The organism is Mesorhizobium shangrilense, from assembly GCF_040537815.1.
GTDB lineage: Bacteria > Pseudomonadota > Alphaproteobacteria > Rhizobiales > Rhizobiaceae > Mesorhizobium > Mesorhizobium shangrilense.
In genome coordinates this window covers 3,686,666-3,698,907 of record NZ_JBEWSZ010000001.1, presented here as the reverse complement: position 1 = coordinate 3,698,907, position 12,242 = coordinate 3,686,666, and the positions used below count along the sequence as shown (strand labels likewise).

General features: G+C 63.4%; 13 protein-coding genes. 12 read left to right on the top strand and 1 reads right to left on the bottom strand.

Annotated elements, in window-relative coordinates; translation table 11 throughout:
• Nucleotides 1-28 precede the first annotated feature (28 nt).
• Genes pcaD through pobA form a run of 6 tightly spaced genes read left to right on the top strand, consistent with a single transcriptional unit; the run spans nucleotide 29 to nucleotide 4,908 of the window.
• Entirely contained in the window at nucleotides 29-841 is an 813-nt protein-coding gene (gene pcaD, locus ABVQ20_RS18045; protein ID WP_354460859.1) for a 3-oxoadipate enol-lactonase, read from the top strand.
• Nucleotides 834-1,247, top strand: a complete 414-nt coding sequence (pcaC, locus tag ABVQ20_RS18040; protein ID WP_354460858.1) for a 4-carboxymuconolactone decarboxylase — start codon at nucleotides 834-836, stop codon at nucleotides 1,245-1,247. Before pcaD ends, pcaC begins: the two co-directional genes overlap by 8 nt.
• Nucleotides 1,237-1,992, top strand: a complete 756-nt coding sequence (gene pcaH / locus ABVQ20_RS18035; RefSeq protein ID WP_354460857.1) for a protocatechuate 3,4-dioxygenase subunit beta — start codon at nucleotides 1,237-1,239, stop codon at nucleotides 1,990-1,992. The genes pcaC and pcaH overlap by 11 nt, the downstream gene beginning before the upstream one ends.
• A complete protein-coding gene (gene pcaG, locus ABVQ20_RS18030) occupies nucleotides 1,992-2,606 on the top strand; it encodes a protocatechuate 3,4-dioxygenase subunit alpha (protein ID WP_354460856.1) in 615 nt (204 codons plus the stop codon). The genes pcaH and pcaG overlap by 1 nt, the downstream gene beginning before the upstream one ends.
• Before the next feature lie 13 nt (nucleotides 2,607-2,619).
• Nucleotides 2,620-3,672: a 3-carboxy-cis,cis-muconate cycloisomerase gene (locus ABVQ20_RS18025; RefSeq protein ID WP_354460855.1), complete on the top strand. Its 1,053-nt coding sequence runs from the start codon at nucleotides 2,620-2,622 to the stop codon at nucleotides 3,670-3,672.
• 42 nt (nucleotides 3,673-3,714) lie between these two features.
• Nucleotides 3,715-4,908, top strand: coding sequence for a 4-hydroxybenzoate 3-monooxygenase (gene pobA / locus ABVQ20_RS18020; protein ID WP_354460854.1), 1,194 nt, complete (start codon nucleotides 3,715-3,717; stop codon nucleotides 4,906-4,908).
• 27 nt (nucleotides 4,909-4,935) lie between these two features.
• Here the strand turns inward: pobA and ABVQ20_RS18015 are convergent, their stop codons facing one another.
• Nucleotides 4,936-5,607 carry a FadR/GntR family transcriptional regulator gene (locus tag ABVQ20_RS18015; RefSeq protein WP_354460853.1) on the bottom strand — a complete coding sequence of 224 codons (672 nt, stop codon included), beginning with the start codon at nucleotides 5,605-5,607 and terminating at the stop codon, nucleotides 4,936-4,938.
• 206 nt (nucleotides 5,608-5,813) lie between these two features.
• Here ABVQ20_RS18015 and ABVQ20_RS18010 point away from each other — a divergent pair, with 206 nt between their 5' ends.
• Genes ABVQ20_RS18010 through ABVQ20_RS17985 form a run of 6 tightly spaced genes read left to right on the top strand, consistent with a single transcriptional unit; the run spans nucleotide 5,814 to nucleotide 12,230 of the window.
• Nucleotides 5,814-6,692, top strand: coding sequence for a fumarylacetoacetate hydrolase family protein (locus tag ABVQ20_RS18010; RefSeq protein WP_354460852.1), 879 nt, complete (start codon nucleotides 5,814-5,816; stop codon nucleotides 6,690-6,692).
• On the top strand, nucleotides 6,689-7,468 hold the full coding sequence (locus ABVQ20_RS18005; protein WP_354460851.1) for an alpha/beta fold hydrolase: 780 nt from the start codon (nucleotides 6,689-6,691) through the stop codon (nucleotides 7,466-7,468). The genes ABVQ20_RS18010 and ABVQ20_RS18005 overlap by 4 nt, the downstream gene beginning before the upstream one ends.
• A gap of 52 nt (nucleotides 7,469-7,520) precedes the next feature.
• Nucleotides 7,521-8,861 (top strand): metal-dependent hydrolase family protein, encoded by a 1,341-nt coding sequence (locus ABVQ20_RS18000; protein ID WP_354460850.1) that lies wholly within the window; start codon nucleotides 7,521-7,523, stop codon nucleotides 8,859-8,861.
• A gap of 44 nt (nucleotides 8,862-8,905) precedes the next feature.
• Nucleotides 8,906-9,907: a branched-chain amino acid ABC transporter permease gene (locus ABVQ20_RS17995; RefSeq protein ID WP_354462206.1), complete on the top strand. Its 1,002-nt coding sequence runs from the start codon at nucleotides 8,906-8,908 to the stop codon at nucleotides 9,905-9,907.
• Entirely contained in the window at nucleotides 9,904-10,932 is a 1,029-nt protein-coding gene (locus ABVQ20_RS17990) for a branched-chain amino acid ABC transporter permease (protein ID WP_354460849.1), read from the top strand. The genes ABVQ20_RS17995 and ABVQ20_RS17990 overlap by 4 nt, the downstream gene beginning before the upstream one ends.
• Nucleotides 10,933-10,982: 50 nt before the next feature.
• Nucleotides 10,983-12,230 carry an ABC transporter substrate-binding protein gene (locus ABVQ20_RS17985; protein WP_354460848.1) on the top strand — a complete coding sequence of 416 codons (1,248 nt, stop codon included), beginning with the start codon at nucleotides 10,983-10,985 and terminating at the stop codon, nucleotides 12,228-12,230.
• Nucleotides 12,231-12,242 lie beyond the last annotated feature (12 nt).

Below are 12,242 nucleotides of genomic sequence, written 5' to 3'. Positions count from 1 at the left end.
TGCAATGTGGCGTTGGAGGATTGAAGTCGTGCCCTTTCTCAACATTGGCGGCGTCACGCTGCACCATCGCCATATCAAGGCGAACGGCAAAGCGCGCCCGGTCGTGTTCATCAATTCGCTTGGCACCGACTTCCGGATCTGGGACGAGGTTGCGTCCGCCTTGAGTGGCGAAATACCCTTGCTTGCCTACGACAAGCGCGGCCATGGGCTCTCCGATATCGGCGCCGGCATCCGCTCCATCGACGACCATGTCGACGATCTCTCCGGCCTCATCGATCATTTTGGCCTCGACAAGATCGTGCTGTGCGGCCTGTCGGTCGGCGGCCTGATCGCGCAAGGTCTGTATGCCCGGCGCCCCGACATCATCGACGCCCTGATCCTGTGCGACACCGCTCACAAGATCGGCACGGCCGACAGCTGGAACACACGCATCGCAACGGTCGAGCGCGACGGCATCCAGGCCGTTGCCGAAGGCGTGCTCAAAGTGTGGTTCACGCCAGCCTTTCATTCCCAGCGTTCGGCAGAGCTTGCCGGCTGTCGCAACATGCTGACCCGGCAAGCGCTCGCCGGTTACATCGGAACGTGTGCCGCTGTTCGCGACGCCGATTTTACCGAGATGGCCAGGCGAATTGCTGTCCCCACGCTCTGCATCGTCGGTGCCCACGACGGTTCGACACCGCCCGAGCTGGTCCGCTCGCTGGCGGACCTTATTCCCGGTGCGCGCTTCGAGGTCATTCGCAACGCCGGCCATATTCCCTGCATCGAGCAGCCCGACCTAATGGTTGACCTGATCCGAGATTTCCTCGCCTCGCTTCCCTCTGGAACAAGAACTCATGGATGAAGCTCCCCACAACGCAAGCCGATACCAGGCCGGGCTGGCGGTCCGGCGGTCCGTGCTCGGCGACCCGCATGTCGACCGCGCCGAAGCGGTGGCCACGGATTTCGACCAGCCCTTCCAGCAATTGATCACCGAGGCGGCATGGGGCACGGTGTGGGCGCGGCCGGGCTTCACCAGGCGCGAGCGTTCGATCGTGACCCTGGCGCTGCTGGCCGCGCTTGGCCACGACGATGAGGTCGCCATGCATGTGCGTGCCACCGTCAACACCGGCGCCTCTCGCGACGATATCTGCGAGGCCTTCCTGCATGTCGCTGTCTATGCCGGCGTGCCGGCCGCCAACCGCGCCTTCAAGATCGCCAAGGAGGTGTTTTCGGAAATGGATGGGGGCAAGGCTGATCATGTCGGCTGATTCCGGCTCGAATCGAAGGCCGGAAACCGGCGCCTTCTTCCAGCGCGATCGTACGTGGCATCCGCCCGCACTGACGCCGGGCTACAAGAGTTCGGTGCTGCGCTCGCCGCAGAAGGCGCTGCTGTCGTTCGACAACACCCTGTCGGAGATCACCGGCCCGGTCTTCGGCCACGCCATGCTCGGCGAGCTCGACGACGACCTGATCCACAATTTTGCAAAGCCGGGCGAGAGTGCCATCGGCGAGCGCCTCATCGTCTATGGGCGGTTGCTTGACGAGCGCGGCATGGGTGTTCCCGGCGTGCTGCTCGAGTTCTGGCAGGCCAATGCCGGTGGCCGCTATCGCCACAAGAGGGACGGCTATCTGGCGGCGCTCGATCCGAATTTTGGCGGCTGCGGCCGCACCATCACCGGCGAGGACGGCGGCTATGCTTTCCGGACGGTCAAGCCGGGTCCCTATCCCTGGCCGAACGGCCCCAATGACTGGCGCCCCGCTCATATCCACTTCTCGGTGTTCGGCCATGGCTTCGCGCAGCGGCTGATCACGCAGATGTATTTCGAGGGCGATCCGCTGATCTGGAAATGCCCGATCGTGCGCGGCATCGCCGACAAGGCGGCCATCGAAGCGCTGACCGCCACTCTCGACACGCAGGCGACGATCCCCATGGATGCGCTCGCCTACAAGTTCGACATCGTGCTGCGCGGGCGCCGCTCGGCGCTATTCGAAAACCGGCTGGAGGGCAATTGATGGCGCAATCCATTAGCCGGCTTAAGGAAAGCCCTTCGCAGACAGCGGGACCCTACGTTCATATCGGGCTGACGCCCAATTTCTGCGGCATCGGTGGCGTCTATGCGAGCGACCTTGGCGCGGCCATGGTCAACGACAAGACCAGGGGTGAGCGCATCAACCTGCACATCCGCGTACTCGACGGCTCCGGTACGCCGCTCAAGGACGCTTTGATCGAGATCTGGCAGGCGGACAGCGAGGGCCTCTACAATTCGCCGGCCGAACTGCGTGGCGCTCCCGATCCCAATTTCCTCGGCTGGGGCCGCTGCCCGACCGACATGGACACCGGCCTTTGCGTGTTCGAGACGATCAAGCCCGGTCGCGTGCCATTTCGTGATGGTCGCCCGATGGCGCCGCATGTCAGTCTCTGGATCGTGGCGCGCGGCATCAATATCGGCTTGCAGACGCGGCTGTATTTTTCCGACGAGGAAACGGCCAATGCCGAGGATCCGATCCTGGCGCGCATCGAACACTGCATCCGCGTGCCGACGCTGATCGCCGAGCGCGAGGGCGATACCTACGTCTTCGACGTCCATCTCCAGGGTGAAAAGGAGACGGTCTTCTTCGACAGCTGACCGTGCTCACGACATGACCGTATCGCCCTTCGACCATCCGCTGCTTTCCGGCCTTCTCGGCGACGAGGAGACGGCCAGGCATTTCTCCGTCGAGGCCGAGATTGCAGCGATGCTGGCTTTCGAGCATGCTTTAGCTCAGGCAGAGGCCGAAAACGGTATCATCGCCAGCGATGCGGCGGACGCGATCACGTCGGCGCTGTCCTCGTTCCGGCCGGACACAGCCTTGCTTCGCGCCGGTGTCGCCAAGGACGGCGTCATGGTTCCCGAACTGGTGCGCCAGATCCGCGCGGCGATCGGCGAACGGCATGGCGCTTCCGCGCATTTCGGGGCGACCAGCCAGGATGTCATCGATACCGCCCTGATGCTTCGGTTGAAGTCCGTGGTCGAGCATCTCGGCCTGCTTCTGACCGAAAATATCCTGCGACTTACGACGCTTGAAGACCGCTTCGGGAGCAGGGGGCTGACCGGGATGACGCGGATGCAGCCGGCGATCCCCATTCGGGTTTCGGACCGCGTCAATGCCTGGCGAGCGCCGTTGCAGCGGCATCGGGAAAGATTGGTCGAACAGGCCGTGCGGCTGCTCGTGGTGCAGTTCGGCGGTGCCGCCGGCACGCTGGAAAAGCTGGGCGACAAGGGGCCGACGGTGCGCGCAGCGCTTGCCGCAAAACTGGGTCTTGGCGATGCGCCGCAATGGCAAAGCCAGCGCGACGCGCTCGCCGATTTTGCCGGCTGGCTGTCGCTGGTGACCGGCAGCCTCGGCAAGTTCGGCCAGGACATTGCGCTGATGGCGCTCAGTGTCGTCGATATCAAGCTTTCGGGCGGTGGCGGCTCTTCAGCCATGCCGCACAAGCAGAATCCGGTGAAGGCCGAGGCCCTGGTGGCGCTTGCCCGCTTCAATGCCACGCAAGTGTCCGGCATGCATCAGGCGCTGGTCCATGAGCAGGAGCGGTCGGGCGCGGCGTGGACGCTCGAATGGCTGCTGCTGCCGCAAATGGTCGTGGCGACGGCGGCCTCGCTGCGGCTTGCCGCCGAACTGGCCGGGCAGATCGAAAGCCTTGGGCGTTGATGCATGTCGCCCAAAAATGCCCTGCGGTTTTGGGATAACGACATGCATGAGAACAAAAAATTGCCCCGTACTCAGGTTGTCATTGTGGGTTCGGGACCATCCGGCCTGCTGCTCGGGCAGCTTCTGGCCGGCATTGGCGTCGAAACCGTCATTCTCGAGCGTTCGAGCCGCGAGCATGTGCTTGGCCGGGTGCGCGCCGGCGTGCTCGAGCAAGGCACCGTCGAATTGCTGGAAGAGGCGGGTGCCGCGACAAGGCTGCACGCCGAAGGACTGCCGCATGGCGGCATCTCGCTCGCCTTCGATGGTCGCCTGCACCGTATCGATCTGGCGGCACTGACCGGCGGCAGACATGTCACCGTCTATGGCCAGACCGAAGTGACGCATGACCTGATGGACAAGCGCGATGCGGCAGGTCTGACCACGATCTACGAGGCGGCAAATGTCGCGCTCCACGATTTCGACGGCGCGGCCCCTTTCGCCACCTACGAGAAGGACGGCGTCACCCACCGCATCGATTGCGACTTCATCGCCGGCTGCGACGGCTATCATGGGGTCAGCCGCAAATCCGTGCCTGAAGGTGCGCTGAAAACCTTCGAGCGGCAGTATCCGTTCGGCTGGCTGGGAGTGCTGGCCGAAGTGCCGCCCGCTGACCACGAGCTGGTCTACGCCAACCACAGCAGGGGCTTTGCGCTGTGCTCGATGCGCTCCACGCACCGCAGCCGTTACTATGTGCAATGCCCTCTCGATGACCGCGTCGAGGCGTGGTCCGACGACCGCTTCTGGGATGAATTGCGCCGCCGCTTGCCAGAACGGACGGCGGCCAGCGTGGTCACGGGGCCTTCGTTCGAGAAATCGATCGCGCCACTGCGCTCCTTCGTTGCCGAGCCGCTGCGTTTCGGCCGGCTTTTCCTGGTCGGCGACGCCGCCCATATCGTGCCGCCGACAGGAGCCAAGGGCCTCAACCTCGCTGCCAGCGATGTGCGCTATCTGTTTGCCGGCTTACGAGACTTCTACGCCGACAAGTCCATGGCCGGTATCGCCGCCTATTCGAGCAAGGCGCTGGCGCGGGTCTGGAAGGCCGTACGTTTTTCCTGGTGGATGACGACGATGCTGCACCGCTTTCCCGACACCGGCGAATTCGGCCAGCGTATCCAGGAAGCGGAGCTCGACTATCTCGTGCATTCGCAGGCCGCATCGACCGCGCTAGCCGAGAACTATGTCGGTCTGCCCTACTGACACTCCGGCAAGCGCGCCAGTCGGGTTCTAACGACCCAAAAGATTGTGTTCGACCGTCCGCAGGTGGGTGAGCATCGCCTTCTTGGCGCCCTCTGGGTCACGGTGAAACAGGCAGTCCAGGATTGCCTGATGCTCGTTGCAATAGATCTGGCGGCGCTCCTCCGAGAACGACCGCTTCTTCATTTCGAACCAGGGCGACTGGTTGCGAATGGCGCGCATGAGATTGTGGATCTCTTTCAGGAAGTCATTGCGGCAGCAGGCGAACACCCGGTGATGGAATTCGGCGTCCCAATGCTCGAACTCCGGCATGTCCCTGGCGTCGGATGCGGTCTGGTGGGCTTCGCGAACCGCGTTCAGTTCCCCCGCGCTTGCGTTTGTCGCGGCAAAGGCTGCCGCTGCCGGTTCCAGCAACTGCCTGATCTCCATCATGTCGGCGGGGCTGGTGCCTTCCATTCGCATGACCATCGATGTGATCGAAGTCGGATTGGGCGCGGTCAGGAAAGTGCCGCGCCCGACATGCCGGACAACAGTGCCGTCGTCCTCCAGGAAGCCGACGGCACGGCGTACGGTGTTGCGCGCGACGCCGAATTCGACCGCAAGGTCACGCTCCGGCGGCATGCGTCCCAGTTCAAGCCATTCGCCGGATGAAATACGCTTCCTGAGCATGGTGGCGATGTCGTTGGCGACGAGTTTCGGCATTCGTGGCTGACTTAATCTGATCCAATATTGAACCAAAAAATAGCAAAAGATCTCGGCCTGGTCCAGCGTTCAGATCAGTTATGCCGGATGTATGCCAGTTTTGATGAACCAGAAAACGAAATCCCTCTTGAAGTCTGAACCAATGGGCTATAGCGTGTAGTAAAAGAGCCAGTTTTGGTTCAAAAAAGGTTCAGGGAGGAAACTGGATGCGGGTCGCGACATTTTCGATCGCGGGCGAGCGCCGTGTGGGCATGGTCGACCTCGACGCCCAGACTGTCGCGCCTTTCGATGTTCCGGTCGAGCGTGCCGAGGCGGGTATCCTTGCGTTGATCGAGCGCAACGGCGCGGGCAGTCCTCGCACCCTTTCGCCAATCCCGCTGTCCCAGGTCGAGATCGAGGCGCCAATCCCGCGGCCGCGCCGCAACATCTTCTGCGTCGGCAAGAATTACCACGAGCACGCGCACGAATTCGCCCGCAGCGGCTTCGATTCCAGCGCCGGCGCAGGCGCCGTGCCAAAGCACCCGATCATCTTTTCCAAGGTTCCTGAATCCGTCGTCGCCAACCACGCGAGCGTGCTGATCGATTCTTCCGTTTCAACGGCCATCGATTATGAGGCCGAGCTGGCTGTCATCATCGGCAAGGCCGGGCGCGGCATCTCGAAGGAAGATGCGCTCGATCATGTCTGGGGCTACACGATCGTCAATGACGTCACCGCGCGAGACCTTCAGGGCAAATACAGCCAGTGGCTGATTGGCAAATCGCAGGATACGTTCTGTCCGATGGGGCCATGGGCGGTGACCAAGGACGAGTTCGACCTCAAAACTGCCGGCATCCGGTGTTTCGTCAACGAGGACCTTCGCCAGGACTCGCGGATATCGCTGCTCATCTTCGATATCCCGACCATCATCGCGACGCTGTCGCAGGGCATTACGCTGAAGCCCGGCGACATCATCGCCACCGGCACGCCGGCCGGTGTCGGCATCGGATTCGACCCGCCTAGATATTTGAAGCCCGGCGACGTCGTCCGCGTCGAGATCGACGGCATCGGTACGCTGGAAAACAGGTTTGCGGAGCGCGTCCAATGACAAGCGTCACTGTCGGTCCCATCGTCGCGGAAGTCACCGGCGAAGGCATGCCGGTGGTGATGATCCATGGCCTTGGCGGAACGTCGAACATGTTCCAGCCGCAGATGCCGGCACTCGCAAGCTATCGTGTCGTGCGCATCGACCTGCCGGGCTCAGGGCGCTCGGCAAGGCCGATCGAGCCACTGACCGTCGAGATGATGAGCGAGGCCGTCATCCGGGCCATGGACGGCATGGGCGTGACCAAGGCGCATCTCGTCGGCCATTCGATGGGCACCATCGTCTGCCAGCAGATAGCGGCCACACAGCCCTCGCTGGTCGCCTCGCTGGCGCTGTTTGGCGCCTTGGCGGAGCCGGCGGAGGCGACGCGGCAAGGCCTCGCCAACCGGGCCCGGCTGGCGCGGTCGGGCGGCATCGCTGATATCGCCGACCAGATCGTCGCCAACGCGATTTCGGCGCATAGCAGGGAAACCTCGCCTGCCACTGTTGCCTTCGTGCGGGAATCGATCACGCGCCAGGACCCGGAATCCTATGCCCGCACCTGCGAGGCCCTGGCCAAGGCGACCGCCGTCGACGCCAGACGGATTTCGGCGCCGACGCTGCTGGTTACCGGCGATGCCGACACGGTCAATCCGCCGGGCGTCGCCCAGGCGCTTGCCGACAAGATCAAGGGCGCCGTATTCTCGTCGCTGGATCGGTGCGGACATTGGGCTACGGTGGAGAGCCCGCGCGAAAGCAGCCAGAAGCTCGCCGATTTTTTGAGACGGGTTGATAGGTGAGGATTTTTGATCGAGCGTAGAACTACGCGCTCGGCAAGTTGGGAGGCTTGTTATGGCAGACGACAGCTGGAACGGAAACGGTTCGAGCAGCACGCTGTTCACCAATGTGCGCGTACTCGACGCCACCGGTGAATACCCCTACACCGGCGAGGTGCTGGTGCAGGGCAACCGCATCAAGCAGATCACCAAGGGCTCGTCGCGCTTCGGCTCGTCTTCGTCCTCCTCCTACAGCGGCAGCGCCCCAGGGGGCACAACGACGATCGACGGCATGGGCGCGACGCTGATGCCGGGCATGATCGACGCGCATCTGCATCTGTCGTGGAACAACGCGCCGGGCATCGACCCCATCCAGATGATGGAGGTCGAGGAGCACATGCTGGTCACCATGGAGATGGCCAAGCTGGTGCTCGACGCAGGCTTCACCGCTGGCCGGGGTGCCGCGGCCGCCAAGCCGCGGCTCGATGTTGTCGCCAAGAAGTTCATCAATCAGGGTCGGTTCCCCGGCCCGCGCTATCTCGCGGCCGGTCCGGAGATCACCACTGTCGGCGGTCTCGGCGATTCCTCACCCTCACACATTCCCCACGAAGGCCTCAATCTCGGCATTGTCGTCTCCGGCCCCGAGGAGATCCGGCGCACCGTGCGCCAGCTGATCAAATACGGCGTCGATTCCATCAAGCTCAACCTGTCCGGCGAAAGCATCACCGGCATGGGCGCCGAGGAGACGCCGATGTCGGAGGAGGAAGTCGCCATGGCAGCCTCCGAGGCACGCTGCCGCAACAAGGTGCTGTCGGCGCATGCGCGCTCGTCCGGCTCGGTCAAGCAGTGCATTCGTCACGGCATCCAGAACATCTACCATGCCTCCTTCGCCGACGAGGAAGCGCTCGACATGCTGGAGGCGGTCAAGGACAAGCACTTCGTCGCGCCGGGCATCGCATGGCTCATCAACACCGCGCGCCATGCCGAGCAATGGGGCATCAAGCCCGGTTCGCCGCTGTCGCTCGAATATGAGCGCGAGCTGGAAATGTGCGTGGACACGATGAAGAAGATGCACCGGCGCGGCATTCGCGTCTGCATCGGCGGCGACTATGGCTTTGCCTGGACACCCCAGGGCACCAACGCCAAGGACATCCAGACCTTCGTCGAGATGCTCGGCTTCTCGCCGATGGAAGCGATCCAGGCCGGCACCAAATTTGGCGGGCAGATCATGAACATGGGCGACGAGCTCGGCATGATCAAGGAAGGCTATCTCGCCGACATGCTGCTGATCGACGGCGACCCGATCGCCGACGTGCGTATCCTGCAGGACAAGAACCGTATCCTCGCCATCATGAAGGACGGCAAGTTCCACAAGGCGCCGCGCATCAACGAACAGCGCCGCCGGCTGACCGCATGAGCATTCTCGACCGGCCATCTTCGTCCGGCATTTCGGGCGGCGGCATGACGGGCCGGCAGGCATGGGGCCTTTTCTGGCTTCTTGTCGCCGCTGTCATTGCATGGCTGGTCTTTGCCGTCTGGCCGGATTGGCTGAACGCCATCCTGATCTCCAAGAAGGCTTTCGTCAGTGCGATCCTCAACGGCATCACGCTGGCCGGTCTCTATTTCCTGGTCGCCAGCGGCTTCACGCTCATCTTCGGCCTGATGCGCAACGTCAATCTCGCGCACGGCTCGCTCTATCTGCTCGGCGCCTATATCGGCTACGAGGTTACCAGCCGTACCGGCTATTGGCTGCTGGGCGTCTTCGCCGGCTTCGTCGTGCTCGCCCTTGTCGGCGTCGTCATGCAGGTCTTCGTCTTCCGCCGCCTGGAGGGTGACGACCTTCGCCAGACGCTTGTCAGCATCGGCATCTCCATCGTCGCGGCCGACCTGATGCTGGCGGTGTGGGCCGGCGGTACCTATCAGATCACCACGCCGGAATGGCTCGACGGCGCACTGACCTTGCCGGTCATCACTGCGGTGCGCTCGAACGGCGCTTCGGTCTTCCTCACCTATCCGCTCTATCGCGTCGTCGTGCTCGCGGCCGCGATCGTCATCGGCGTCGGCCTGTGGCTGATGCTCAACAAGACGCGCGTCGGCATGATGATCCGCGCTGGCGTCGACGACCGCGCCATGCTTTCGGCCTCGGGCGTCAACGTGCATGCGGTGTTCGCCATTGTCTTTGCGGTCGGTGCCGGGCTCGCCGGCTTTGCCGGCGTCGTCGGCGGCTCCGCGCTGTCGGTCGCGCCGGGCGAGGACGTCCGCTATCTGCTGGCGTCGCTCGTCGTCGTCATCGTCGGCGGCATGGGCTCGATCACCGGTGCCGCCATCGGCGCCTTGCTCATCGGCCTCGCCGAGCAGATCGGCCTCGTCTACTTCCCGACCTACGGCATCGTGCTCACCTTCGTCATCATGGTGGTGACGCTGGCGGTCAGGCCGCAAGGCATCATGGGGAAGGCCCGATGAGCCTGACAATTCCCGCGGATAGCGCAGCGCCTCAAAAGAACTGGCTGGAGAAGCTTGGCGCGGGCCACATCATTCTCGCCGTCGTGCTGGTGCTCTATCCGCTGGTGGCGTCGGATTTCTTTCTGACCCAGATCGGCGGTTATTCGCTGATCTTCGGCATGCTGGGTCTGTCGCTGATGCTGCTCGCCGGCTATGGCGGCATGGTCAGCCTGGCGCAGATCACCGTTGCCGGCATCGCCGCCTACGCCATCGCCATCCTCGGCAACAACAATTCGAACATTTTGGGTTTCGGCTGGCCGTGGTGGCTGGCCGTGCCCTTCGCGGTTCTCACGGCGGCACTGGCGTCGGCGCTCATCGGTTGGATCTCGGTGCGCACCGAAGGCATCTACACCATCATGATCACACTGGCGATCGCCACCGCGACCTACTATTTCGCGCAGCAGAACTACGCCATCTTCAACGGCCATTCCGGTTATGCCGGTATCCGCGCGCCGGCGTTCTGGGGCGTGAACTGGCGTGATCCCCGGCCATTCTACTATCTCTGCCTCGGTCTGGCTGTGCTGTCCTACGCGGCGGTGCTCTACGGCTCCCGCTCGACCTTCGGCATGACCCTGCAGGCGATCCGCGACAACCCGCGCCGGATGCGCGCGCTGGGCTACCACGTCACTGCCCACAAGGTCTTCGCCTGGCTGCTGGCGGGCGTCATTGCCGGCCTGGCGGGCGTGCTGCTGGTCTGGTTCAATGGCCGCGTCTCGCCCGGCACCATCGGCGTCGATGCCGCGATCGACGTGCTGATCATCGCCGTCATCGGCGGCTTGCGCCATCCGATCGGGCCGTTTCTCGGCGCGGTCGTCGTTGTCCTGATGCAGACTTTCGCCATCGACATTGTCGGTGCCGAGCGTTTCAACACGCTGATCGGCATGGTGTTCCTGGTGATCGTCTTTGTCTCACCGGATGGAATTCTTGGGTTGTGGGGGAGGATCAAGCCACAATTTGCCCAGGAGTCCTTACGTTCCGGCTCTTAGCGGCCGGAACGGAATGAACCACTGCAAATGAAATCAACGGGAGGAAAATCATGAGGATGCATAGACGTACATTGCTGGCCCTGGCGGTGTTCACCGGGCTGACCGCTCCTTCGATGGCGCTGGCCGCCGACGACACGATCAAGATCGGCCTGCTTGCCACTTTCGAGGGGCCGTTCACGGTGCTCGGCGAGGACGGCGAGCGCGGCGCCATGACGGCGGTCGCCGAGATGAACGGCACCGTCGCCGGCAAGAAGATCGAGATCGTCAAGGGCTCGTCCGACGCTTCGCCCGACAGCGCGGTACGCGCGGCGCGCAAGTTGGTCGAGCAGGATGGCGTCAAGGTGCTGGTCGGTCCGCTTTCGGGCGACGAAGGCATCGCGGTCAAGGACTATGCCAAGACCCAGCCGAACGTCACCTTCATCAACGGCACCTCGGCCGCGCAGGACACGACGCTGCGCAATCCGGCGGATAATTTCTTCCGCTTCTCGACCGACGGCGCGCAGTGGATGGCCGGTCTCGGCACCTATGCCTTCAAGGACAAGGGCTACAAGAAGGTCGCCACCGTCGCCGAGGACTATTCCTTCCCCTACACGCAGGTGTTCGGCTTCATGGCCGAGTTCTGCAAGGCCGGTGGCCATGTGCCGTCGAAGTCCTGGGTGCCGATCGGCAACAAGGATTTCTCCTCGGTCATCGCCGCCATTCCTGAAGGCGTCGATGCGATCTATGTCGCGCTCGGCGGCGCCGATGCCGTCAACTTCCTGACCCAGTACCAGCAAAGCGGCGGTACCGCGCCGCTCATCGGCGGCTCGATCACCGTCGACCAGACGGTGCTGACCTCGAAAGGCAAGCTGCGCGATGTGCTGAAGGGCACGCCGTCGGCCGGACCGACCGCCGACACCAACGACTCGCCGGCATGGAAGACGTTTGTCGAGGCCTACAAGAAGCAGCCGGGCGCCTTTCCCTCGCCCTCGCTCTTCGCCCACGGCTACTATGTCGACATGAAGGCGACGCTGCTCGGCCTCGACAAGGTTGGCGGCGATGTCTCCGACGGCGGCGTGAAACTGCGCGATGCACTGTCGAAGCTCTCCTTCGACACGCCGACCGGCAAGGTGTCGCTGGACAAGAACCGCAACGCCGTCGCCGACATCTTCCTGACCGAGGTCACCGAAGGCTCGGACGGCAATCTCATGAACAAGCTGGTCAAGGTCGTGCCGCAGGTCAACCAGACGCTCGGCATTCCCGAAGACGAGTTCATGAAGCTCGGCGCGGTCAACCGCGACAATCCGAGCTGCCCGTGACAACCGACCTTG